The organism is Bacillus cereus group sp. BfR-BA-01522, from assembly GCF_022662635.1.
GTDB classification, from domain to species: Bacteria; Bacillota; Bacilli; order Bacillales; family Bacillaceae_G; genus Bacillus_A; species Bacillus_A cytotoxicus.
In genome coordinates this window covers 290,458-314,388 of the sequence record NZ_JAKUDY010000002.1, presented here as the reverse complement: position 1 = coordinate 314,388, position 23,931 = coordinate 290,458, and the positions used below count along the sequence as shown (strand labels likewise).

The window sequence follows — 23,931 nt, the reverse complement described above, 5'->3', positions numbered from 1 at the left end:
CCAATAAAGAAAAGGCAACTGTATGTAATTCTTTATATGAAACAGTTGCCTTTTTGTTACATTACTTTAACTCTTTCAATACTTTTACGATAAAGTTTGTAGAATGAAGAGCTGCTTGATCTAAAAATTGGTCAAATGAAACATTTGATTCTTTACCAGCAATATCAGAAAGTGCACGAATAATAACAAACGGAACGTTATATTGATGGCATACTTGTGCAACAGCTGCTGCTTCCATTTCTACTGCGTAAAGATTTTCAAATTTACCACGAATTGCTGCAACTCGGTTTGGATCACTCATAAATGAGTCACCCGTTGCAATCATTCCTTTAACCACTTGAATATTTTCTTCTTCCTTCATGCATTGCTCTGCCAATGCAACTAATTCTTTATCCGCTTTAAATCCTGGTGGCATGCCTGGCACTTGACCGTATTCATAATTAAATGCCGTTACATCCACATCATGATGACGAACCTCAGTTGAAATGACAACATCCCCAACATTTAAAGCGTGATGGAAGCCACCAGCTGAACCTGTATTGATTACTTTTTCAGGTTGATATCTTTCTAACAAAATTGTCGTAGACATCGCTGCGTTCACTTTACCAATACCGGATTTTAACAAGATTACTTCATGTCCTACTAACATTCCTTTTGTAAATTCACAGCCAGCAACGCTTTCTGTTTCTGCTTGTTCTAATTTATCACGTAAAATACGCACTTCTTCTTCCATTGCTCCAATTACAGCAATTCTCAATCTAATCCCTCTTTCTATTGCTTAGTTGCCTCCATAACCCAAACGAAATGATTTAGTCTCGTAAATGTAACATGGAAGCCATTCTTTTCAAAAATAGATTGCATGATTGGAATACGTGTATAGTATTCTGTTTGCAAATCATTGGCTAACTGATGAAAACCTCGTTGTTTTGCAGTTTCTACAGTCTTATCATATGCTTCTTGATCTACAAATATCGTATCAGCAAAGACTATTTTACCACCTTTGTTTAGTAATTGACTATATTTCGCAATCGCCCTATCTTTTTCTTCATCTGTTAAATGATGAAATGCATAAGTACTAACAATCGTATCAATCGTATTTGGGACATCAAATTTGAGAAAATCTCCCTCTGTAATTGTAAATCCTTCTGGCAATTTTTCTTTTGCAATTGCACGCATTTCACGCGACGGTTCTATACCGTAAACAGTGCGGCCAGCAAGTAATAATTTATTTGTTAAGTTGCCAGTGCCAACACCAAATTCCAATACATTTCCAAATGATTTGTTTACTACATCCTCTAAAATTTCCTCATAATGAGCGAAAACTTCTTTATATTGTATATCTTCACCCTGTACGAATGAGTCGTATGTATGAGCCCATTCATCAAATAAACCATTAAATTCTGTACCCATGAAAATTCCCCTTTTTCTTATCGGTTTTATCAGTATGATATGCTTTCTTTCCTAAAATGTCAATCTAAATGTACATGGTATTTCTGTCTTTTCTTTGCTACACTAAGTGTGATTAATACAGGAGAGGAGTGTTTCTTCATGTCATTCACCTTTGAAATGTTAGAGGATAAAGTAGAATTTTTTGAAGCAACCGACTTAGTTTCTTTAGAGAAAAAGATTAACGAACAAATAGATAATAATAAAGCACTGATGCTTGAAGTTCATCGCGTTTCTCACCAAATGGTTATGGATCCAGAAAGCAAACGTCCATATTATAGTGCCGTTGTTCATTTTAAGCTAAAAAAATTACGTTAACTAAAAAAGAGAAAGGTTCTTTTAAGAACCTTTCTCTTTTTTAGTTTAGAGTTTGAACAAGTGTTGGCTTCCAACCCTCATTCTGTACCCATTCAATATTTACATAATATCTTTTTCCTGTTTGCTTATCTTGAACATTACCATACGCTTTTTCTTTTCCATTATTTCCAATGCGATGAATAATTAATTGTTCTACAGGAATTTCAATTGCAGAAGAAATTGCTTGATTCATTTCATTCCAATCTGCTGTTCCTTTTTTAAATGTCATTGCCGGCGTTGCGCCTTGCGTTGTGCCTACTGGTTTCCAAGAAGGTTTTGTATAGGCATCAGTCGCCTTTGGAAGTGTTTTTTCAGCTGCCACTTTTTCATTTGCCTTTGCTTCTTCCTCAGCTTTTTTCCTAGCTTCCTCTTCTGCCTTTTGCTTCTCTTCTTCAGCTTTTTTCTGTTCTTCTTCCTCTGCTTTTTCTTTTTCTTTTTCTTTCGCTTTTTTATCCTCAGATTTGTTCTCTTTCTTTGTTTCCTGAGATACTTTCTTATCTTGAGAAGATGCTTGTTCTGTTGTATCAGCAGTAAAGAAGACTTGATAAGCTACAACAATGACTGCTAATAATACAATCGCAATCGCAATATTTAAAACACCGTTTTGACGACGTTTTTGTTGTTTCTGTTGGAATCTAGATCCTCCTGCCATTCTTCAAACCTCCATGCAGTTTTTCCTACTTGCTATTGTAACATTAAATCTAAAAAGGTTGAACAATTACAAACATTTTTTCACAAACTGAAAACATTTTACATACAATTGCAAGATTACTGTGCATGCTCTAATTGATAAATCGCTTCTACAAACTCTTTGAAAATGGATGTTACTATATTTTGGTTTTGAGTTGTTTCAATATCCACTACAACTAAAGCATATTTAGGGTTATCATAAGGAAAATAACCAGCGAACCATCGATTTACTTTATTTCCCTTTCCGGTTTGTGCTGTACCGGACTTTCCAGCAACTGATACAGGTAAGCCTTGAAAAGCTGAACCCGTCCCTTCCTTCATTGTTACTACACTCCGTAACAATTGTTGTAACTTTGTTATCGTTGTATAAGAAAGGCGCTTTCCTTCTACCTTGTGATCTTTAAATTGAAAAAAACTCGTTCCATTCTTATATCGAATTTCTTTTACAGCCTTTACTTCACGTTTCTCTCCGCCCCGAGCAATCGTTGCCATCATATTTGCGACTGCTAACGGCGAAATTCGTACATCTTTTTGTCCAATTGCAGTTTGTACAATTGCTTTATAGCTTCTTTTATTTTCTTCCTCCCCCCAAACAACAGCTTTTTTTTCTTCTGGCAACTGTTTAAACTTTAATGCATGAAATACCGGTCCCGTCCAGCCAACGTCCCCACTTCCACCGAGCGCTTTTAAATATGTTTCCATCACACTTTTATCAAGCTGCATTAATTCATTCCCGAGTTCAGCAAACGTTCGGTTACAACTTCTAGCAAAACTCTCTTTAAAGTTTAATTTTCCCATCATTACTTCTGGAATATCTTCACCATACAAATCTGTATCACAATTAAACATTCTGTTAGGCTGAAGTAATTTTTGATCTATTGCTGCCGCAGCTATCACCGTCTTAAAAATAGACCCTGGAAAATGAGGTGTTACCATTTGGTTTTCCAACGCCTGTTCATATGTACTCTTATCATTTTGCTGTATAGACGGCTTACTTACCATAGCTAAAATTTCATTATTTTCCACATCTAATAGTACTAATCCGCCCCTTTTCATCCTATAAATTTCCAGGAGCGCTTCTGCTTTTTGTTGCATCCGTTTATGAAGCGTTGTTTGAATCGTGACAGGATAAAACGGATTTCCAGGAGAGGTAAGTTTCGCATGCTTTCCAAAAATGGGCTCCCCCCGTCTATCCACTTGATATAATATTTTTGCTTCACCATCAGTCATTAAAAATTCATCAAATGACTGTTGTAACCCTGAAATACCGACAGGGGTTTGATTAGATAACTTATGTTTCTTTCCATATCGTTTTTGAAACTCCCTCTCATTTTCTCCTACTACACCAATGAAATGTTCTGCTTCGGATGTTTGTTTTAACCTTACTTCAGTCGCTACCATCCCTAACATATTTTCACGATTTATCTTTTCCATCTGTTCTTTCGTTAACTGAAACGGCTGATCACCTCTTTGAAATAGGAATGGTTTTCTTTTATTTTTCATTTGCAAATGTATGTCTTGCCCTGACACACCAATGATATGCGCAATTTTTTGTAACATGTCATTTTTTATTTGCAAGAACGGAAAAATTATTAAAGCGGGATAGCTTTTTTCACCGATTCTTTCTCCATTTCGATCAACAAAATGCCCCCTCCCTTCATCCACTGTAAAAGCTTGTGTACGCTGGGTGACACTCTTTTCAATTAAATTAATTTGCCTATCTGTAAATGATTCAGTAGATATAAGTTGTATTTGCGCCAGTCTACCAAGCAAAAGGAGCATAATACATGTAAAACATAATAAAATGATAACAATTCTTCGCTTCATTTTCATAAAAAAACACCTCGTCTTTTCAGTTTAGACGAGGCATTATTCTTTTTATACAAAACTTCCTATTACCTTTGATTTGCTGGTTGCTTTAAAAACTTCCTCAAAATTGACTTATATGTCTCTTCATCTATCCCTGCATTTTTAGCAACCTCAATTGAAGTATTGGTTACCCGTATTGCGGCATTTAAATATTCTTTATGTAAACCGTCCATTTCACTTCTTTTTTCCTTTGCATTTTCAACTGTTACAGAATCAATGCATGCAATCATTTTGTCTACAATCTGTAAATAAGCATTTTCAGTATTTATGAGCTTTTGAATATCATCTTTATTCTTAACTTTAGATTGTTTTAAAAATGTATATGCTTGATTTACTTGATCCTTGAGCACTTTATCATTATTTTTTGCCTGGTCTTGTAACATAGCCTTCATATCATCGATTCTCTTTTGATCCATTGTATCTCGTAGCAAAAACTCTGGATTGCCAATTGCGTAATCATATTTAATCGTTACATCTTGAAACATTTGCATTACAATAGCTAACTGATATTCTAAAGCAAAGTCTTCAAATTTTTGCTCCTTTTTATCTTCTTTTAGTTCCAAATTTTCCTTTGTACGATTTGACGTTGAAGTTTCGGCATCATTCTTTTTCTCTTCTTGTTTCGGTTTCGCTTCGTTTGATGTAGTTGTTTTCTCCGTAGAACCGCATGCAGCTAATCCTGTCATCAGGATCCCACAAGTAATTGTTGTAAATAATTTCTTTTTCATGAACGTTCCTTCTTCCTTATCCCTTTTAAAATCTCTTCATAGCGCAAAATATAATTATATACTATCAAAATTAAAACTCTTTTAATGTCGCATTATGTCGAATTTATCAAAAATTAAAACATTACAGATGTTTATATAGCAATTTTCACTTATAATCTGCCTTTCCTTCGTTTAGAGAAGGAGCTTCTCAGTGAAAATAAAAAAAGTTCACTCATAGGAGTGAACTTTTTTTATTATTTTACAGAGATAATTTCAACTTGCATTTCTCCGCCTGGTGTTTGGATGACTACTTTCTCACCAATTTGCTTACCTAATAGGCTTTTTGCAATTGGAGAATCGTTAGAAATTCTTCCTTCAAATGGATCAGCCTCTGCACTACCAACGATTGTGTAAGCTTCTTCATCTCCGTCTGGAAGTTCTTTAAATGTTACTGTTTTCCCCAATGTAACAACTGTAGATTCTTCGCCAGTATCCTCAATGATTACTGCATTACGAATCATGTTTTCTAACTGCGTGATACGACCTTCTACGAATGCTTGTTCATCTTTCGCTGCATCGTACTCAGAGTTCTCAGAAAGGTCCCCGAAGCTACGTGCAATTTTAATACGTTCTACAACTTCTTTACGTCTTACTGTTTTTAATTGTTCTAGTTCGTTTTCTAATTTTTCTTTACCCTCTTGTGTCATAGGGTATGTTTTTTCTGTTGCCATTCTTTTTCCACTCCTTTTATATACCAATCCCCCGAGAAAAGAGGAGTTCAAATATGAAAACTCCTCCGCATTTCCAATAGCGGAGGTTTCTAGTACATATGCACTAGCGGAGTTGTCACATACAACCCCGTCTTTTCTAATTCTTCCTCATATAAAGAAGATATGTATGGAAAGTTGATATAAATATGCCCTCATCTATATACAGATGTGGTTGCATGTATCATTGTATTCGATAGGAAAGGAAAAAATCCCTTCCTATCGAATATCTTTTACTATGCTATTACAAATTCACTTTTTCTTCAAGAATTGTTGCGATTTTTGTAACCATAATATCAATTGCAACGTGATTTTGTCCCCCTTCTGGGATAATGATGTCCGCAAATTTCTTAGAAGGCTCAATAAATTGGTTATGCATTGGGCGTACAACATTTACATATTGTTCAATGACCGAATCCATTGTGCGTCCACGCTCTTTAATATCGCGTTGCATACGACGTAAAATACGAAGATCTGCGTCTGTATCAACAAAAAGTTTGATGTCCATTAATTCACAAAGGCGCGGATCCTCTAGTACAAGAATCCCTTCTAAAATAATGACATCTTTCGGTTCAACCGGAATCACTTCCTCAGAACGCGTATGCAAAGTATAATCATATACAGGTTTTTCAATCATTTTATATGCAAGTAATTGGTGCAAGTGTTCGATTAGTAAATCATTATCAAAAGCTAATGGATGATCGTAATTTGTTTTTAAACGTTCTTCCATAGGTAAATGACTTTGGTCTTTATAATAATAATCTTGCTCCAAAATTAAGATGGAATGACCTTGAAAATGATCAAAAATTGCTTTTGTTACGCTTGTCTTACCTGATCCTGAACCACCAGCAATTCCAATTACAACAGGCTTATTCGTCCCCATTCAACTACCACTCTTTCTTATTGATATATGCTTTTGCGCATCATATTGTTCACATACACTGGTCGATCCACTTTGATTTTCACGATTTGCAGCGGGTGTCTTGCTGCATCTAATTCATTTCCATCCTCATCCCAAATTTTCTCCACCGTTTGTGTAAAGTTTTCTATTTCTGGTCCAAAGAACTCCACTTCATGGCCTGGTTTAAAATAATTACGTTGTTCGATTGTTGCAATGCCTGTTTCTTCATTATAATCTAACACTAAACCAGCAAAATCATACGTTGTTTTCTTACTATGATTTCCATACATTTGTTCTTGATATCCTGGTACACCTTCAAAGAAAGCTGGAGCTGTGTCACGATTTGCACATTTATCCAATTCGTCTAACCATTCTTGTTTAAATTCAAAATTATCAGGATCTGCGCAGTACGTATCGATTACTTTACGATATACCGTTGCTACAGTTGCAATGTAATGGATAGATTTCATACGTCCTTCAACTTTTAAGCTGTCAATTCCGATTTCAATCATTTTTGGAATCGAAAGAATTAAATTTAAATCTTTCGGACTCATCGCGAAAGGAGCATCTCCTTCTTGGAACAACGATAATTCTTGTGCATCTTTATGTTGGGAGACTGTTTGAATTAAGTCGTAATCCCAGCGACAAGATTGGCAACAACCACCGCGGTTAGAGTCGCGTGCTGTCATATGGTTACTTAATGTACATCTTCCAGAATACGCAATACACATTGCCCCATGGACAAATGCCTCAATTTCAATATCAACGTGTTCTTTTATTTCTTTCATTTCTTCATATCCAACTTCACGCGCTAATACAAGGCGATGTAATCCTTCCTCTTTCCAATATTGCGCTGCTTTCCAGTTAGATAGTGATTGTTGCGTACTTAAATGTACTTCAACAGAAGGTGCGACTCGCTTACATGTTTCAATAATAAGAGGGTCTGCAACGATAATACCTGTTACACCAGCTTTTTCAATGCCTCTTAAATATTCTTCTAGCCCTTCCATGTTCTCATTATGTGCAAAAATATTTGTTGTTACATATATCTTTGCACCATATTTCTTAGCAAATTCAACGCCTTCTGCCATCTCTTCTAATGTGAAGTTTCCAGCATTGGAACGAAGACCAAATTCTTGCCCACCTAAATATACAGCATCTGCACCGTAATGGATAGCTATTTTTAATTTCTCTAAATTTCCTGCTGGGATTAACAATTCAGGTTTCTTCACAATAACGCGCTTGCCATCAATTACTCGTGAAATTTCTTGCATTGTCATATTCTACACCCTCCTCGTTTAGTAAACCGTTTCTTTAAAGAAGAATCCTGTATCAAGCGGACGATTTACTGGTTGCATCTCTTCTATCTCTTTATATAAATTGTCTTTTATGTCATAATACGCATCGCGATCTTCTACACATAAATCAATTGCTTTACGGTATTTCTTTGTAACCTCAACAATATATTCAGAGCTTTTTAATACACCATCAATTTTTAAGCAATCTATTTCTGCATCGATTAGTTCATCTAATTCATCAATAAAGCAAATATCATTTGGACTCATAATATGCGTACCATTTGCATCTTCATAAATTGGGTATTTATTATTACGTTCTTTATCATATAAAAACATATTTTCTTCGTATTTTTTCTTTTCAATTTCCAAATGACGTCCTTGATATTCAAAGTAGTTCCCAACTAGTGAGCGTTTTGATTGAAACATACATGTCATACCGTGAATTTGTACTTCTACTTCTACCTCTGCATGTTCTTTTAATTCAATAATTTCATCTAAACTTAACTCACGTGCGAGCACAGCACGTTTTGCCCCTTTACGTCCCCAATAATTACATGAAAACCAGTTCGTTGCCGTCGTTTCTGTATTCCAATGCAACGGCATGTTCGGTGCTACTTCACGAGCTGTCATAAGTACAGCTGGATCTCCAAAAACAATCGCATCTACTTGTACATCTCGTAAAAATGAAACATAGTCTTTTAAAGCTTCTACTTTTTCATTGTGAAACACAGCATTCATCGCTACATAAACTTTCATATCGTGCTCATGCGCAATATTTACAGCTTGCTTCACATCTTCACGAGAAAACTCACCAGCTAATCGTAAGCCAAACTCTTGTTCACCAATTATAACCGCATCTGCCCCTGCCTTCGCAAGAAGTTCAATATCTGCAATCACTCTTGGTGTTACTAACAATTCAGGTTTTTTCATACCTTTGTCATCCTTTCTTTTTGCTCACTGCTACTCCGTCACCAATCGGGAAAATTGTCGTATCATATCCCTTATGGTTCATAAGCCATTCATTATACGTCTTAATACGGCGAATTAAACCACGTGTACGTCTATTTTCAATCTTCTCTTTTGTCGTTACGAGTCCGTGATATAACACATTATCTGAAATAATAACGCCACCTGGATTTAATAACGGCTCATATAAATCAAAAAAGCGACGATATTGTCCTTTTGCAGCGTCAATAAAAATAACATCAAACGTTCCGTGTTCCTTTACTTGCTCGCCCGTTTCTAATGCATCACCGTAAATAACGGAAATGCGTTCTTTAACAGGAGAACGCTCTATATATTCAAGTGCTTTTTCATATCGATCACTATTGCGCTCTACTGTCACAATGCGTGAATTTGGAATTGCTTGCATCATACGAATACTAGAATAACCAATTGCTGTTCCTAGCTCTAATATGCTTTTCGGTTCAATCAAACGTAAAAATTGAAGCATAAATTCCATACCAAGGCGATCCATAATCGGCACATGATGTTCACTCGCATATTCTTCCATTTCAAGAATAAGTTCGTCTTTTTCAGTAATAAATGATAATAAGTATTCGTTAACTGCATCCTTCATAAATGGTCCTCCTTATTTATACGGAGAAGTGCCTCTATGACGTGTCAGTCTTTCTTCACACATAGAATGCAATAAAAATACAAGCCTGCTTCACCCTTAGCTTGTACGTCCCGTTTTAATATTAAAAACGATTCTTCTGCCACTTTTTAACCCGATATATTTTAACATAAAAAAGAAGGATATGCGACTTTTTTCGCTATCCTTCTCATTTCATTATTTTTGTGTAATGTATTTCTGCTTTAGTGCATTATGTTCTTCTAATGTTTTTGCATAATACACTTCACCATTTGGTGCTGCTAAGAAATAATAATAATCCGTTTGTGCAGGCTCTAACGCTGCTTGTACAGACTGCTTACCAGAGTTTGCAATCGGTCCAACCGGAAGCCCTTTTACCACATACGTATTATATGGCGAATTTACTTTTAAATCTTTATATAATACACGCTCTTTATGCTTTCCAAGCGCATACAATACAGTCGGATCTGTCTGTAATGGCATTCCTTTTGTTAAACGATTGTAAAAAACACTAGCAATCTTTTGACGATCTGTAAATCCTGTTGCTTCTTCTTCAATTAAAGAAGATAACGTTAACAGCTGATGAACATCAAAATTTTTCTCCTTCATTTTCGCTTCATTTTTCACAATAAGTGCGTTTGTTTTTTCAAGCATTGCTGTTACAATTTCTTCTAATGTTGTATCTTTTTTATAAAAAGAGTATGTTGCTGGATATAAATAGCCTTCTAACGGATATTTTATGTTGCTGTCAAAAATTTTATTTGTTAATAATGCCGGATACTTTTGCTGCAATTTTTGAACAAATGATTTATCATTTAATTGACGTACTACATCATCTTTATTCCATTTTAATTCCTTCGCAATCGTATCGGCAATTTCGACAACTTGTGTCCCTTCTTTAATCGTTATTTTATACGCTACTGGACGATGTACATTTCCAGATGACATTTGTTCCATCACTTCATCTACATTCATTGAAGTATGTAATAAGTATGTACCAGCCTGAAGGTTTTTCGATTTTGCCTTTGCATAAATACTAAATACCGTACCATTTTTAATGGCACCCTTTTCCTCTAAGATTTCTCCAATTTGACTTATAGATGAACCTTTTGGAATCTCAACTACAATTTCCTGTTTCTTACTACGATCAATCGGTTTCAATGCAGATGAAATGTACGCATAGACTGACGCACAACATACAAATAGTGCAATAATCATTACGAAAGCGACGCGTCTACGCTTCTTCTTCATTTGATTTTGTATCAAAGTCCTTCCTCCTTATTCCATTGTAGACCATATGTATATCTTCTATACAATGCTCTACAGCACCAAAGCAAAGCTCCATTCATTTGTACATAGTTGTTATTTTATACAATCCGTATTATTATACTATAAATTACAACATGGTTTCGACAAAAAATCTTTCATTGAACACATGAATATAAAAAAGATGGACTGCACATGCAGCCCATCTTTTTTATATTATTCTTCTTCGTCTTCTGCAGCAAGAGTGTTAAACATTTCTTGGACCATTTCCCACTCTTCTTCAGATTCGATTGGAAGCAATGTACCACCAGCTTCATCTTCGTTTTGCTCGTATGCCATTGCATCATAAATTGGATCTCCATCTTCGTCTACTTCACCGATTGGTGAGAACACAACATATGATTTGTTTCCAAATTTTTCAGCATCAAACGTGAAAATAATTTCACATAAATGCTCATTTCCTTTTTCGTCAACAATTGTAATTTGATTTTCTTCCATTCTGGTCACCTCTTATTTGCTATCTAAATATCCTTGTAAAATCACGACTGCAGCCATTTTATCAACGACTTGCTTTCGTTTTTTTCGGCTTACATCAGCCGAAATGAGAAGTCGTTCCGCTGCCATTGTTGACAAGCGTTCGTCCCAAAGTATAACTTCTAGTTGCAAAAGTTCACGTAAACTTTCAGCATATCTTTGACAAGCTTCACCGCGCGGACCGATTGTTCCATTCATATTCTTTGGCAACCCTACTACTATCTTGTCCACATTATACTGTTTTACTAGTTCAGAAACTCGATCAAAACCGAAAATTTCTCGTTCTTCGTTAATTTTAATCGTTTCTAAACCTTGCGCGGTCCAGCCCATTTCGTCGCTAATTGCAACGCCAACTGTTTTTGTACCAACATCTAAACCTAATATTCGCATAAACTACTCCTCACGATGTTGCTTCAAATAAGACTTCACAAGTTCTTCAATTAACTCATCACGTTCTAGTTTGCGAATAATATTACGCGCGTCTTTGTGACGAGGTATGTATGCTGGGTCTCCGCTTAATAAATAACCGACAATTTGATTAATCGGATTATAGCCTTTTTCTTGAAGTGCATCATACACAGTTAAAAGTACATCATTTACATGGACACTCTGTTTTTCATCTTGAATGCTAAACTTCATTGTTTTATCAAAACCGTCCATTTAAAGCACCTCACTTATCAAGTAGTAAATATAGGGAGAAGACTATTTCCTCTCCCTACTATTGTACACTACTCTCTCTTTATTTTGAAACAGATTTAACGTACTCTTGTACAAAAGCTAGAGCTTCGTCTACTTGCGCTGGATTTTTACCGCCCGCTTGAGCCATATCAGGACGGCCACCACCGCCGCCACCGCAGCGAGAGGCAACTTCTTTTACAAGTTTTCCCGCGTGATATCCTTGACCAACTAGATCTTTCGTTACACCTGCTAAGATATTTACTTTATCATCATTTACAGCTGCTAATACAATTACTGCAGATTCTAACTTATTTTTCAAGTCATCCATCATTGTACGTAAGTTATTCATATCTGCAACATTTACTTTCGTCGCTAATACATTAATCCCATCCACTGAGACAACTGCATCTGTTAAATTTCCAGCTTCAATATTACTTAACTTAGCAGCAAGAGATTCATTTTCTTTTTGAAGTTGTTTCACCTCAGCAAATAAACCATCCACTCTTGTTAAAATATCTTTCGGATTTGTTTTCATTTTCCCTGCAGCCTCTTTTAATAAACTTACTTGATCGTTCATTAATTCGTATGCCGCTTTACCAGTTACTGCTTCGATACGACGTGTTCCTGCACCGATACCAGACTCAGCAACAATTTTGAAAATACCGATAGAAGCTGTGTTATCAACATGGCAACCACCACAAAGTTCTAAGCTGTAATCACCAACTTGAACAACGCGAACAACATCTCCATATTTTTCACCGAATAATGCCATTGCACCCATTTCTTTTGCTTCTTCAATTGCCTTTTGAGAAATTTCCACATCAATACTTTCCCAAATTTTCTCGTTTACAATACGCTCAATTTTTTCTAATTCATCAGCTTGTACTTGACCGAAGTGAGAGAAATCAAAGCGTAAACGTTCTGCTGTAACAAGAGAACCCGCTTGGTTAACATGTGTTCCAAGCACATCTTTTAAAGCTTGATGCAACAGGTGAGTTGCTGTATGGTTCTTCACAATGCTACTGCGATTTTTCGTATCAATCACAGCTTTCACAGTTGCATCTTTCGTTAATACTCCTTCTTCCACAACTACTTTGTGTAAGTTTTGACCATTTGGTGCTTTTTGTACATCTTTTACAAGAACTTTCACACCGTCTGTAAGAAGGTAACCACTGTCTGCAATTTGCCCACCGCTTTCAGCGTAGAATGGCGTTACATCAAGCATTAATTGTCCTTCTTCACCTGCTTGTAAGCTGTCTGTATACTCACCATTTTTCACAAGTGCCACTACATTGCTTTCTGTTGCAACAGTGCCGTAACCAACGAATTCACTTGCTACTTTAATTTCCCCAAGAACACCGCCTTGAACTTGCATAGAATCAACATCTTGACGAGCCGCACGTGCACGTTCACGTTGTTTTTCCATCTCTGCTTCAAATCCTGCATGATCAACTGTCATACCAGCTTCTTCAGCATATTCTTCTGTTAATTCAACCGGGAATCCATATGTGTCATATAGACGGAATGCATCTACTCCAGAAATAACGGTTGTTTTTTCTTCTTTCGCTTTTGCAATTACTTCTGCTAAAATCGCTTCACCGTCATGAAGTGTTTCATGGAAACGCTCTTCTTCATTTTTCACAACTTTTGCAATGAAATCTTTCTTTTCAAGAACTTCTGGATAAAAGTCTTTCATCACTTCTCCAACAACGGGTACTAATTCATACATAAATGGACGGTTCATGTTTAATTTTTTCGCATAACGAACAGCGCGACGTAATAAACGACGTAATACATAACCACGACCTTCGTTAGAAGGAAGAGCCCCATCACCAACAGCAAATGTTACAGTACGAATATGGTCTGCAATCACTTTAAATGCCATATCTTTCTCTGCGTCGCCACTACGATACTTCTCACCAGAGATTGATTCTGTTGCACCAATCATCGGCATGAATAAATCTGTATCAAAGTTTGTAGGCACGTTTTGAACGATAGATGTCATACGCTCTAGGCCCATTCCTGTATCGATGTTTTTCTTTGGAAGTGGTGTATAAGAACCGTCTGGGTTATGGTTAAATTGAGAGAACACAAGGTTCCATACTTCTAAGTATCGCTCATTTTCACCACCAGGATATAATTCTGGATCACTTGGATCATTACCATAAGCTTCACCGCGATCATAGAAAATCTCAGTATTCGGTCCACTTGGTCCTTCACCAATATCCCAGAAGTTTTCTTCTAAACGAATAATACGTTCTTTCGGAACACCTATTTTTTCATGCCAAATTGTAAAGGCTTCTTCATCTTCTGGGTGAATTGTAACAGATAATAATTCTTTATCGAATCCAATCCATTTGTCGCTCGTTAAAAATTCCCAAGCCCATGTAATTGCCTCTTCTTTAAAATAATCACCGATTGAAAAGTTTCCTAGCATTTCAAAGAATGTATGGTGACGAGCTGTTTTCCCAACGTTTTCAATATCGTTGGTACGAATTGATTTTTGTGCATTTGTAATACGTGGATTTTGTGGAATAACACGTCCATCAAAGTATTTTTTTAATGTCGCTACGCCACTATTGATCCATAAAAGAGATGGATCTTCATGTGGAACTAATGATGCACTCGGTTCAATCGCATGCCCTTTTTCCTTAAAAAAATCTAAAAACATTTGACGAATTTGTGCGCCTGTTAATTGTTTCATCTACATTTCCTCCTTTAAAAAATTCCATAAAAACAAAAAACTCTCGCCCCTATAAAAGGGACGAGAGTTAACTCGCGATACCACCCTAATTATGAAATAAAAAGCGGAAGCGTCTCGCTTAAAAGCGGAAGAAATTGAACCAGTCGAACAGAAAGACGCTTTTTGTCTTTCCGTGAGATTGGGAAATTTCAGAGCTTTTAGACGCTGAAGCTAGATTGCATACCGTAATATGCATTTATTTCATCACCTCATGGTGCCGTAACGTGGCAAGACGGCAGGGATTAGCTGCTCTCAGGAGTAGCGTTCTGTCATCCTTCATTTAAAACTTCTTTCAGCCAATGGAAGTTTCTCTCTACAAATGGACTATGACATACTCGTTCCGTCATCAATTTCAAATCAGTATAAAATACATTTTATGATGGAAACTGACATAAGTTTCTACTATATGCCAAAATTGTAGCGAATTCGTTTCTATTTGTCAACGTCTCCAAAGAGGCTTGATATGAACAACTACAGTTCGAATAACCGCTAAAATTGGAACAGATATTAAAAGACCGACAATTCCACCTACCTCGCCACCAACAAGCAAGGCAAGCATAATGACAACTGGATGCATGCGCAACGATTTCCCAACAATATACGGAGATAAAATATTACTTTCAACAAATTGCAAAATTGCTAGTGCAATCCCAGCTTTAATGAATAAACTTGTAGATACTGTTGCTGCAATCATTAACGTTGGAATAGCTCCTAAAATAGGACCAAAGTATGGAATAATATCTGTAACCCCGACAACAATCCCAAGAAGCAATGGATATTTCATACCGATAAACCAAAATGCAAGAGCGGACACACCACCTAAAACTAAACAAACAAATAATTGTCCGCGAATATAACTCCCTAATGATTTATCGATTTCTTTGGCTAATATTTGTCCCGTATCTCGCCATTTATAAGGGATTAATTTCCAAAAAACATGATAAAACGCCCCATAATCTTTCAGTATGTAAAACACAATGAACGGAATAAGAAAAATGATGAGCAAAGAGTCAAGCACACCGCGGGCCGTACTCATCACTTTATTTAATAAGGATTGTATTTTCATTTCAATTCCAACAAAAATTTGCTTTACTTTATCATGAATAAACGAAGGGAAATTATCCGTTTGTTCTGTGACACCATCCATCCATGAATCGTACATTTTCATAAACTCAGGAAATTGCTTATTCATTTCTTGCAACTGGCTAATGACAACTGGTGTTCCTTTATAAATCCCGTAACCAAGGCCGCCAAAAAAGAGAATATAAATGAGTAAAATCGCAAGGGTACGAGGCATTCCTTGTTTATGTAACTTCTCAATTAAAGGATGCAGTAAATAAGCTATAAAACAAGCAATGAAAAACGGTGTAATTGCTACTTTACATACAAATATAATAGGCGCCCATAATGGTTTGATTTTTAAAAAAACAAGTAAACATAGAAATACTAATAACAATAACCCTAGTCGATAAATCCAAATGATTTTAAGATTCTTCAAACGAAAAACCTCCTCTTCTCTTATTTTGAAAAGAAACCGAGCAGGTTATGTGCAAAACTTTAAAAAATCATTGGACTAAAATATTTTCAGACAGACCATACTGTTTCTAAAAGATGGACATATATTTAACCTAACAAGAACAACTACTCTGAGACTACAACATAATAAAATGATAGTCAGGAGGAACAAAATGGTCTGGTTTATGCTTAGCTTGTCGGCACTTTGTATGATTCTTGAATGGATTTGCATTGGTCTAGGAATTTGGAAAGGTTTCTTTACACATACAGCACGTAAAGAGCGCGCAAAACATTTATGGTATTATGGTGTACTTGGCATTGGTTGTTACGGCCTTTCTCATGTATTTTCAGAAATCGGACTTTTTTATTTGCATATAAGTGCATAAAAAAACTCCCTGCATTTTTAGGGAGTTTTTCATTTTATAAAAGCCGTCACAAGTACGACTTAATCATTTTGCGTGCTTTTTTCATATTGCGCTTTGAAAACAAATCTTGTTTGCGAGCATATCGATATGCTGCCGCTCCAATTCCTAATGCAATAAATGAATTGCGTAGATTCAAAGTAAATCCCCCTTTTCGTTATCCAATCGTTCTTTCATCCTCATCAAATAAATCATCAAGAGAACTTAACGAACCATCTTCTTCTACTTGATGTGTATGGATTTTCCCCTTTGAAATCGATAATTCGATATAACAATTCCAACAATAAAATTGATTCACACCGATTTTTCCAATATCTTTTCCTTTGCAATTTGGACAACTAAACATATGGCTTCCATCTCCTTACGTTCTCCCAGATTCTATTCGCCATTATGTCCAAACTGCATTCATTTATACATGTTAGCAACTTTCAATATGATACACTTGAAAGCTTCACTATATAATTTCACCTCGTTACATAAAATCATACGGTGAAATGTTTTCCACGTCCATTTCTTCTCCATTAATAACAACCATCTGTGCTTCGCCTTTTGCCTCTTGCAAACGACTTCCTAAAGTTGTTTGCCGCATGGCATCATCGAGACGGTTCACTCCAGATCGAAAAGCTTCTTCTTCTCCGCAGATAATCAAAAACTTTTTACTTCTTGTAATACCCGTATAAATTAAATTCCGACGCAACATGCGGTTATAACTTTTTACAATCGGCATAATTACAATCGGAAATTCACTCCCTTGCGACTTATGAATGGAGCAGCAATATGCATGTGTAATTTGATTCAAATCAGCCTTCGTATATGTCACTTCAATGCCATCAAATGAAACAACAACCATATCTTGTTGCTCTACATTTTCCTTCGCGTAAAATATAGAAATAATTTCGCCAATATCTCCATTAAACACTTGACTTTCCGGTTGATTGACTAATTGAAGAACCTTATCGCCTCTTCTATATACAACATCACCATAAGCAATTTCTTTACTCTTTTCTTGTTTCGGGTTAAAGACTTGTTGCAATGCCTCATTTAACACATTAATCCCTGCCGATCCGCGATACATAGGTGCTAACACTTGCACATCTTTTGCACTAAATCCCTTTACTTTTGCGCTTTCACACACTCGTTTTACAACATCAACAATTTGATTCCCCGTGCACGCAATAAAGGAACGATCTTGTTTATTTTTCGTTACATCTGGCGGTAATGTTCCATTCTTTATCGCATGAGCAAGTTGAACAACAGATGACCCTTCAGCTTGCCGATAAATTTCGGTCAGTTTTACCGTTGGAATGATACCGGCGTTTAATAAATCTTTTAATACTTGTCCCGGTCCTACAGATGGCAATTGATCTTCATCGCCAACAATAATGACTTGCATATTTGTCGGCAATGATTTCAAAAGCTGATTTGCAAGCCAAATATCGACCATAGAAAATTCATCGACAATAAGAAGTTTCCCCTGCACCGGATCTGTTTCATTTCGCTGAAACGAGCCTTCGGGCGTCCAACCAAGCAAACGGTGAATTGTACATGCAGGAAGACCTGTTGATTCGCTCATTCGCTTTGCCGCACGACCTGTTGGAGCTGTTAATAAAATCGGAAATGGATTATCATCGCTATAATCTTTAGGATTTAACGATAATCCATGTAGCGATGCATACATTTCGACAATTCCTTTAATAACTGTTGTCTTTCCTGTTCCTGGGCCACCGGTTAACAGCATCATCGGTTGATGAAGTGCTGTTTGAATCGCCTCTTGCTGAAGCGGTGCATACTGTACTTTCATCTGCTCTTCGATCTTACCTAACGTTAACAACACTTCTGCCTCGGGAAATGACGGCGTTTCTTTTTGGCTCATCAGGCGATGAATCGACTTCACAACACCTTTCTCAGAATAATATAAAGAAGCCAAATAAATACGCTCTTCCTCTATAATGATTTTCCCTTCGCCTTGCATCATTTCGATGCATTGCACAATATCTTCTTCCGTCACAGTCCCTTCTCGGTTATTTAAAAGGGACATCGTTTCACGTACAAGCTGCTCCTTCTCCATATAAACATGACCATATTGAAGCGATACATTCTCCAACGTATAAAAACATCCCGCTCGTACACGATCATTATGATTTCCTGATATCCCAAGAGCACGTCCTATATCGTCTGCTCTTCCAAAGCCAATTCCGTCAACTTCTTCAATCAACTGGTACGGATTATTTCGAATAACTTCTAGTGTCATTTCTTTATATTGCTGATAAATTTTAATGGAAAGCTTTGTCCCAAATCCATAACCATTTAAAAAGCTCATCACTTTTTCAAGCCCTTGATGCTCAATGATCGTCTCATATATTTCTTGCGCTTTTTGCTTATTGACGACACCTTCTAGCGCAGCCGGATCATCCATAATTTTAGAAATGGCGTGTTCTCCAAGATGATTGACAATTTTTTCAGCTGTTCGCTTCCCAATTCCTTTAAATAAATCGCTCGCTAAATATTGCACCATTCCTGTTTTCGTTTGGGGCAATTCTTTTTTAAATGTTTCAACTTGATATTGCTTCCCATATTTAGGATGCTCTTTAAAATACCCTGTTAATGTAAATACTTCATCTTCATGCATACGGGGAAAATGACCGTTGATCATTACTTTTTTTTCGTCATATGCTTCATTTGTTTCAATGACTTTCATACTGACAACGGAATAGAGGTTTTCTTCGTTGTGGAAAATAGTATGAAGAACTTGCGCTTTTATAAACTTTCTCTCTTCCTCAAACAAATCCATGGCATGTTGATTCTCCATCGTTCCTCTGCTACTCCTTTCCGACTTCTGTACTCTAATGAGCAGTAGCCCCCACCTAACTGACCTTTAGATGGAGGGGAACTGCTCATTAATGCTGTTTTTATTTACTTTCTTGTTCTAACAAACGAATACCATTCCCAGCTAAAAAGTGATCTGGCTGGATTTTCGTTGCTTTTTTAAATAAAGCAAGCGCCTTTTCCTTATTCTCTTCAAACACGTAAGCAACACCTAAATTATAATACGCATCAGCATGTTCTTTATCCATTTGTAATACCTTTTCAAAATACGGTTTCGCCTCTTTAACATGCTCTAATCGCGCAAGGCATAATCCGCATTGAAATGCTGCCTCGACATCCATTTCATCCAATTCCGCAGCTCTTTGTAGAAATGGCAACGCAAGGCGATCATTTCCAAGCTGCACATGTGTAATCCCAAGCATAAATACGATATCAGCTGATTGCAAACCACCTTGCATTGCCTGTTCAAACATTGCTTTTGCTTCTTGGAATTGCTCTCGACTATAATATATGTTCCCAAGTCCATAATAGGCAGTAGCTGATTTTTCATCTAACTCTAATGCACGTTTATAAAATAAAATTGCACGCTCGCTATCGCCTAACACATCTAGTAAATTGGCAAAGTTAATATATCCTAGAGCATCTTTTGGATTTTCTTCAATTGCCTCTGTAAAGTTTTTGGCTGCTTCTTCCCAATTTCCTTCTTGCATATATCGAATGCCTATTTCAAGCTTATTTGACATGTTCTTCACCTCTACAACAAATTATAACAAAGATTCTATTTTGTAAGCGAACAAAAATTCGCTCTTTAAAAAAGAAACCCCTGACCGCTAATCGGCAGAGGTTTCTCCGTTTTATCCTAGGTAGTCTAACTGTTTACCACTTCGGTATACTTCATCAATTGTTGCACCGCCTAAGCATTCATCTCCATCATAGAAAACGACTGCTTGTCCTGGTGTAATCGCCCGAATTGGTTCATCACAAAGAATACGGATTGTATTTTCATCTACGATTTGAACCGTTACACCGTTATCTTCTTGACGATAACGGAATTTTGCTGTGCACTTAAATTCTTTTTCTTTCGCTCTATCGCTTACCCAGTTTACATTTGTCGCAATGACTTCATCGCCGTATAAAAGTTCATTATGGAACCCTTGATCAACATATAAGATATTCTCTTTCAAGTTTTTCCCAACAACAAACCACGGGTCACCATTACCACCAATACCAAGGCCATGACGTTGCCCGATTGTATAGTACATCAGACCATCATGTTTCCCTTTTACTTCACCAGATAATGTTTGCATCACACCTGGTTGAGCAGGTAAGTAGTTGCTTAAGAAATCTTTAAAGTTGCGCTCACCGATAAAGCAAATACCTGTACTATCTTTTTTCGTAGCTGTTGCTAAACCGGCTTCTTTCGCCATTTCACGAATTTGCGGTTTCTTTAATTCACCTAATGGAAACATCGTTTTAGATAATTGTTCTTGACCTAACTGATTTAAGAAATACGTTTGATCTTTATTATCATCTACACCGCGCAACATTTTATATTCGCCGTCCATATAAGCTACACGTGCATAATGTCCTGTTGCGACATAGTCTGCACCAAGCGCCATCGCATGCTCTAAAAAGGCTTTAAATTTAATTTCCTTGTTGCACATTACATCTGGATTCGGAGTACGACCAGCTCGGTACTCATCTAAAAAGTACGTAAATACTTTATCCCAATATTGCTTTTCAAAGTTTACTGCATAATACGGGATGCCGATTTGATTACAAACTTCAATAACATCATTGTAATCTTCTGTTGCTGTACAGACACCATTTTCGTCTGTATCATCCCAGTTCTTCATAAAAATTCCGATTACATCATATCCTTGCTCTTTTAGTAAAAGCGCAGCTACAGATGAATCGACGCCACCAGACATCCCGATGACAACGCGCGTTTCGTGAGGTAGTTTGTTCATCATGTCACCTCCCATGCTAGTTTTGCGAGAATCGCTTCACGATTTTCACTGTTTCGTACGCCGCTTTTTCTACTTGTTCTTTCGTATTCCCAAGCCCAAAACTAAAGCGTACGGATGAACGTATTTTATCGGAATCTTTTCCAAACATCGCCACTAATACGTGTGATGGATCAATCGAACCAGCTGTACAAGCAGAACCACTTGATACTGCAATACCAGCTAAATCTAAGTTCACAAGAAACGGTTCAATATTCATCCCTGTGAAACTTACATTCAACACATGCGGCAAGCGATATTCTACATTTCCGTTTACCTCAAAAGTAATGTCTTCTTTTTGAAAGACAGCTATCATTATATCTTTAAATTCTTCATAGTGGGCACTTTTTTGCTCACGCGTTTCCTCCGCAAGTGAAATAGCATGCCCAAGCCCGACAATACTTGGCACATTTTCCGTACCTGCCCGGCGCTTTCGCTCTTGTTCTCCACCTGTTAATAAAGGTTCAAATTTCACTTGTGCGTTCGCATATAAAAAACCGACACCTTTTGGACCATTAATCTTATGAGCAGAAATGGATAATAAATCAATTCCCAGTTCTTGTACGTCAATCTTCATTAAACCATAGGCTTGTACAGCATCTGTATGGAAATAAGCTTGATGTTCTTTTAAAAGTTCTCCAATTTCTGCAATTGGTTGAACGGTTCCCACTTCATTATTTCCAAACATAACAGATACAAGAATCGTTTGATCCGTTAACGCCGCCTTCACATCATCCATTTGCACGCGCCCTGTTTCATCAACGGGCAAATATGTCACTTCAAATCCCTCGCGCTCTAGCACCTCGCATGTATGCAAAATAGCGTGATGTTCAATCTTTGTCGTAATAATATGGTTCCCTTTATGACGATTTGCACGCGTTACACCTAAAAGCGCTAAATTGTCAGCCTCTGTACCGCCGCTTGTAAAAATAATTTCATTTGGATTGGCATTAATGCTGCGCGCACAAGTGCGTCTTGCTTCATCTACAGCATGGCGGGCTTGTCGTCCATAAAAATGAATACTAGAGGGGTTTCCAAACATTTCCGTCATATATGGAATCATCTTTTCGACCACTTCTGGATGAACTTTAGATGTTGCTGCATGATCTAAGTAAATGCGTTCCATTCAATCTCCTTCTTTCCAAATCGTTTCACAAGGAATTAAATGTAAAACATATAACCCCCATTATTTTCTTCCTCATAGCGTACTAAATCTTCCAATGTTGTACTATCTAATACTTCTTGTACTGCATCACGAACACGCATCCATAGTTGACGCTGTGCGGGCTCTTCCTCCTCTAGCATCTCAACGACGCTAATTGGCCCTTCCAACACACGAATTACATCGCCTGCCGTTATATTAGCTGGTTGATCAGACAATACATAACCACCATATGCCCCGCGCGTACTTTTTACAAGACGAGCATTGCGAAGCGGGGAAATTAATTGCTCTAAATAATGCTCAGATAAATCGTGCGCTTTAGCAATTGATTTTAATGAAATCGGTCCTTCACCAAACTTTTTCGCAAGATCGATCATAATCGTTAAACCATAGCGGCCTTTTGTTGAAATTTTCATCTATTTCGCACCTCTTTTCAAAATGTCACTTCTATTTGGTTATCGCTTATTTATCAAAAGAACACAATTTAAAATCCTATGAAATTATAGCATAATATAGTATTATAAGAAATTTCAACTTGTGTATTCAACATGATAGCATAAAATCACATTGAAAAACTCAGAAATCATTACAATTGAGGGAAAAATAAAACTATTTACCTATATCCTTCTTTCAAGCTCACGTCTATTTTAATTTCCAGTCAAAAAAATGATAACATAGACTTACATTCTATATAACTTAAGGGAGACGAATACAATGAAACAACCACTCGCACACCGAATGCGCCCAACAAATATTTCAGAAATTATCGGGCAACAACATTTAGTTGGTGAAGGGAAAATTTTATGGCGAATGGTTCAAGCCAACCATTTTCAGTCGATGATTTTATACGGTCCTCCTGGCACAGGAAAAACATCGATTGCTAGTGCTATTGCTGGTAGTACCGGGACACCATTTCGTCTATTAAACGCGGTAACACACAACAAAAAAGATATGGAAGTTGTCGTACAAGAAGCAAAAATGCACCGCCACCTTGTGTTAATTTTAGATGAGGTACTTGTATAACGATATCTGGTCTTAAATAAAAACTTTATAAAAAAACCAAACAAATAGAGTATACCCTTCTCCTTTAACTCACTATATAAGAACATACTATAGAGGAACATCTAAATCTTTAAGTTCACAAAGAAAT

25 protein-coding genes and 1 pseudogene are annotated in these 23,931 nt (G+C 36.8%); 3 read left to right on the top strand and 23 right to left on the bottom strand.

What is annotated here, in order from left to right; all coding sequences use genetic code 11:
• Nucleotides 1-61: 61 nt before the first annotated feature.
• Both mtnN and MR059_RS04180 read right to left on the bottom strand, forming a co-directional pair.
• Nucleotides 62-757, bottom strand: a complete 696-nt coding sequence (gene mtnN, locus MR059_RS04185) for a 5'-methylthioadenosine/S-adenosylhomocysteine nucleosidase (RefSeq protein ID WP_048723815.1) — start codon at nt 755-757, stop codon at nt 62-64.
• Nucleotides 758-771: 14 nt separating this feature from the next.
• The gene (locus MR059_RS04180; RefSeq protein WP_012095548.1) at nt 772-1,410 is read right to left on the bottom strand and encodes a class I SAM-dependent DNA methyltransferase; all 639 of its coding nucleotides are present in this window, start codon (nt 1,408-1,410) and stop codon (nt 772-774) included.
• A 138-nt stretch (nt 1,411-1,548) separates the two neighbouring features.
• Between MR059_RS04180 and MR059_RS04175 the strand changes: the two genes are divergently transcribed.
• Nucleotides 1,549-1,764 carry a YrzA family protein gene (locus MR059_RS04175; protein ID WP_012095549.1) on the top strand — a complete coding sequence of 72 codons (216 nt, stop codon included), beginning with the start codon at nt 1,549-1,551 and terminating at the stop codon, nt 1,762-1,764.
• A gap of 40 nt (nt 1,765-1,804) precedes the next feature.
• On the opposite strand, the gene MR059_RS04170 is transcribed toward MR059_RS04175, so the two are convergent.
• The 14 genes from MR059_RS04170 to MR059_RS04105 all read right to left on the bottom strand — a co-directional run bounded on the left by MR059_RS04170 (nt 1,805) and on the right by MR059_RS04105 (nt 16,348).
• A complete protein-coding gene (locus MR059_RS04170) occupies nt 1,805-2,455 on the bottom strand; it encodes a YrrS family protein (protein ID WP_242161567.1) in 651 nt (216 codons plus the stop codon).
• A 116-nt stretch (nt 2,456-2,571) separates the two neighbouring features.
• Complete coding sequence (locus MR059_RS04165) at nt 2,572-4,326, bottom strand: peptidoglycan D,D-transpeptidase FtsI family protein (RefSeq protein ID WP_242161565.1); 1,755 nt, start codon at nt 4,324-4,326, stop codon at nt 2,572-2,574.
• A gap of 62 nt (nt 4,327-4,388) precedes the next feature.
• Complete coding sequence (locus tag MR059_RS04160; RefSeq protein ID WP_041810037.1) at nt 4,389-5,090, bottom strand: hypothetical protein; 702 nt, start codon at nt 5,088-5,090, stop codon at nt 4,389-4,391.
• 233 nt (nt 5,091-5,323) lie between these two features.
• Nucleotides 5,324-5,800 (bottom strand): transcription elongation factor GreA, encoded by a 477-nt coding sequence (greA, locus tag MR059_RS04155; RefSeq protein WP_012095553.1) that lies wholly within the window; start codon nt 5,798-5,800, stop codon nt 5,324-5,326.
• 280 nt (nt 5,801-6,080) lie between these two features.
• Complete coding sequence (gene udk, locus MR059_RS04150; RefSeq protein WP_012095554.1) at nt 6,081-6,719, bottom strand: uridine kinase; 639 nt, start codon at nt 6,717-6,719, stop codon at nt 6,081-6,083.
• 17 nt (nt 6,720-6,736) lie between these two features.
• Complete coding sequence (locus MR059_RS04145) at nt 6,737-8,017, bottom strand: peptidase U32 family protein (RefSeq protein ID WP_012095555.1); 1,281 nt, start codon at nt 8,015-8,017, stop codon at nt 6,737-6,739.
• Between the two features lie 18 nt (nt 8,018-8,035).
• Complete coding sequence (locus MR059_RS04140; RefSeq protein WP_242161563.1) at nt 8,036-8,965, bottom strand: peptidase U32 family protein; 930 nt, start codon at nt 8,963-8,965, stop codon at nt 8,036-8,038.
• A 7-nt stretch (nt 8,966-8,972) separates the two neighbouring features.
• Complete coding sequence (locus MR059_RS04135; protein WP_012095557.1) at nt 8,973-9,614, bottom strand: O-methyltransferase; 642 nt, start codon at nt 9,612-9,614, stop codon at nt 8,973-8,975.
• Nucleotides 9,615-9,827: 213 nt separating this feature from the next.
• On the bottom strand, nt 9,828-10,895 hold the full coding sequence (gene mltG, locus MR059_RS04130; protein WP_012095558.1) for an endolytic transglycosylase MltG: 1,068 nt from the start codon (nt 10,893-10,895) through the stop codon (nt 9,828-9,830).
• Nucleotides 10,896-11,111: 216 nt separating this feature from the next.
• Nucleotides 11,112-11,393 carry a DUF1292 domain-containing protein gene (locus MR059_RS04125; RefSeq protein WP_012095559.1) on the bottom strand — a complete coding sequence of 94 codons (282 nt, stop codon included), beginning with the start codon at nt 11,391-11,393 and terminating at the stop codon, nt 11,112-11,114.
• 12 nt (nt 11,394-11,405) lie between these two features.
• Nucleotides 11,406-11,819, bottom strand: a complete 414-nt coding sequence (gene ruvX / locus MR059_RS04120) for a Holliday junction resolvase RuvX (RefSeq protein ID WP_012095560.1) — start codon at nt 11,817-11,819, stop codon at nt 11,406-11,408.
• A gap of 3 nt (nt 11,820-11,822) precedes the next feature.
• Complete coding sequence (locus MR059_RS04115; RefSeq protein WP_012095561.1) at nt 11,823-12,089, bottom strand: IreB family regulatory phosphoprotein; 267 nt, start codon at nt 12,087-12,089, stop codon at nt 11,823-11,825.
• A gap of 79 nt (nt 12,090-12,168) precedes the next feature.
• Nucleotides 12,169-14,811, bottom strand: coding sequence for an alanine--tRNA ligase (gene alaS, locus MR059_RS04110; RefSeq protein ID WP_012095562.1), 2,643 nt, complete (start codon nt 14,809-14,811; stop codon nt 12,169-12,171).
• Nucleotides 14,812-15,289: 478 nt separating this feature from the next.
• Nucleotides 15,290-16,348 carry an AI-2E family transporter gene (locus MR059_RS04105; RefSeq protein WP_048724207.1) on the bottom strand — a complete coding sequence of 353 codons (1,059 nt, stop codon included), beginning with the start codon at nt 16,346-16,348 and terminating at the stop codon, nt 15,290-15,292.
• Between the two features lie 190 nt (nt 16,349-16,538).
• Here MR059_RS04105 and MR059_RS04100 point away from each other — a divergent pair, with 190 nt between their 5' ends.
• The gene (locus MR059_RS04100) at nt 16,539-16,751 is read left to right on the top strand and encodes a hypothetical protein (protein WP_012095564.1); all 213 of its coding nucleotides are present in this window, start codon (nt 16,539-16,541) and stop codon (nt 16,749-16,751) included.
• A 46-nt stretch (nt 16,752-16,797) separates the two neighbouring features.
• On the opposite strand, the gene MR059_RS04095 is transcribed toward MR059_RS04100, so the two are convergent.
• The 7 genes from MR059_RS04095 to cymR form a co-directional block, all read right to left on the bottom strand.
• Nucleotides 16,798-16,926, bottom strand: coding sequence for a YrzQ family protein (locus MR059_RS04095; protein ID WP_012095565.1), 129 nt, complete (start codon nt 16,924-16,926; stop codon nt 16,798-16,800).
• An 18-nt stretch (nt 16,927-16,944) separates the two neighbouring features.
• Nucleotides 16,945-17,133 (bottom strand): hypothetical protein, encoded by a 189-nt coding sequence (locus tag MR059_RS04090; RefSeq protein ID WP_012095566.1) that lies wholly within the window; start codon nt 17,131-17,133, stop codon nt 16,945-16,947.
• Between the two features lie 126 nt (nt 17,134-17,259).
• A complete protein-coding gene (recD2, locus tag MR059_RS04085) occupies nt 17,260-19,596 on the bottom strand; it encodes an SF1B family DNA helicase RecD2 (RefSeq protein WP_041810038.1) in 2,337 nt (778 codons plus the stop codon).
• Between the two features lie 100 nt (nt 19,597-19,696).
• Nucleotides 19,697-20,356 carry a tetratricopeptide repeat protein gene (locus MR059_RS04080; protein ID WP_012095568.1) on the bottom strand — a complete coding sequence of 220 codons (660 nt, stop codon included), beginning with the start codon at nt 20,354-20,356 and terminating at the stop codon, nt 19,697-19,699.
• 111 nt (nt 20,357-20,467) lie between these two features.
• A complete protein-coding gene (gene mnmA / locus MR059_RS04075) occupies nt 20,468-21,583 on the bottom strand; it encodes a tRNA 2-thiouridine(34) synthase MnmA (RefSeq protein ID WP_048724205.1) in 1,116 nt (371 codons plus the stop codon).
• A 16-nt stretch (nt 21,584-21,599) separates the two neighbouring features.
• Nucleotides 21,600-22,745, bottom strand: a complete 1,146-nt coding sequence (locus MR059_RS04070; RefSeq protein ID WP_012095570.1) for a cysteine desulfurase family protein — start codon at nt 22,743-22,745, stop codon at nt 21,600-21,602.
• 35 nt (nt 22,746-22,780) lie between these two features.
• On the bottom strand, nt 22,781-23,197 hold the full coding sequence (cymR, locus tag MR059_RS04065; RefSeq protein ID WP_012095571.1) for a cysteine metabolism transcriptional regulator CymR: 417 nt from the start codon (nt 23,195-23,197) through the stop codon (nt 22,781-22,783).
• A gap of 298 nt (nt 23,198-23,495) precedes the next feature.
• On the opposite strand from cymR, the pseudogene MR059_RS04060 reads away from it, so the two are divergent.
• Nucleotides 23,496-23,795, top strand: a pseudogene (locus tag MR059_RS04060) (AAA family ATPase); the annotation flags it as partial.
• Nucleotides 23,796-23,931: the final 136 nt, after the last annotated feature.

Coding starts and splice junctions, on each gene's coding strand:
- MR059_RS04180 (WP_012095548.1), bottom strand. CDS start 1,410: ATGGGTACAGAATTTAATGGTTTATTTGATGAATGGGCTCATACATAC.
- MR059_RS04175 (WP_012095549.1), top strand. CDS start 1,549: ATGTCATTCACCTTTGAAATGTTAGAGGATAAAGTAGAATTTTTTGAA.
- MR059_RS04170 (WP_242161567.1), bottom strand. CDS start 2,455: ATGGCAGGAGGATCTAGATTCCAACAGAAACAACAAAAACGTCGTCAA.
- MR059_RS04165 (WP_242161565.1), bottom strand. CDS start 4,326: ATGAAAATGAAGCGAAGAATTGTTATCATTTTATTATGTTTTACATGT.
- MR059_RS04160 (WP_041810037.1), bottom strand. CDS start 5,090: ATGAAAAAGAAATTATTTACAACAATTACTTGTGGGATCCTGATGACA.
- greA (WP_012095553.1), bottom strand. CDS start 5,800: ATGGCAACAGAAAAAACATACCCTATGACACAAGAGGGTAAAGAAAAA.
- udk (WP_012095554.1), bottom strand. CDS start 6,719: ATGGGGACGAATAAGCCTGTTGTAATTGGAATTGCTGGTGGTTCAGGA.
- MR059_RS04145 (WP_012095555.1), bottom strand. CDS start 8,017: ATGACAATGCAAGAAATTTCACGAGTAATTGATGGCAAGCGCGTTATT.
- MR059_RS04140 (WP_242161563.1), bottom strand. CDS start 8,965: ATGAAAAAACCTGAATTGTTAGTAACACCAAGAGTGATTGCAGATATT.
- MR059_RS04135 (WP_012095557.1), bottom strand. CDS start 9,614: ATGAAGGATGCAGTTAACGAATACTTATTATCATTTATTACTGAAAAA.
- MR059_RS04125 (WP_012095559.1), bottom strand. CDS start 11,393: ATGGAAGAAAATCAAATTACAATTGTTGACGAAAAAGGAAATGAGCAT.
- ruvX (WP_012095560.1), bottom strand. CDS start 11,819: ATGCGAATATTAGGTTTAGATGTTGGTACAAAAACAGTTGGCGTTGCA.
- MR059_RS04115 (WP_012095561.1), bottom strand. CDS start 12,089: ATGGACGGTTTTGATAAAACAATGAAGTTTAGCATTCAAGATGAAAAA.
- alaS (WP_012095562.1), bottom strand. CDS start 14,811: ATGAAACAATTAACAGGCGCACAAATTCGTCAAATGTTTTTAGATTTT.
- MR059_RS04100 (WP_012095564.1), top strand. CDS start 16,539: ATGGTCTGGTTTATGCTTAGCTTGTCGGCACTTTGTATGATTCTTGAA.
- MR059_RS04090 (WP_012095566.1), bottom strand. CDS start 17,133: ATGTTTAGTTGTCCAAATTGCAAAGGAAAAGATATTGGAAAAATCGGT.
- recD2 (WP_041810038.1), bottom strand. CDS start 19,596: ATGGAGAATCAACATGCCATGGATTTGTTTGAGGAAGAGAGAAAGTTT.
- MR059_RS04080 (WP_012095568.1), bottom strand. CDS start 20,356: ATGTCAAATAAGCTTGAAATAGGCATTCGATATATGCAAGAAGGAAAT.
- mnmA (WP_048724205.1), bottom strand. CDS start 21,583: ATGAACAAACTACCTCACGAAACGCGCGTTGTCATCGGGATGTCTGGT.
- MR059_RS04070 (WP_012095570.1), bottom strand. CDS start 22,745: ATGGAACGCATTTACTTAGATCATGCAGCAACATCTAAAGTTCATCCA.
- cymR (WP_012095571.1), bottom strand. CDS start 23,197: ATGAAAATTTCAACAAAAGGCCGCTATGGTTTAACGATTATGATCGAT.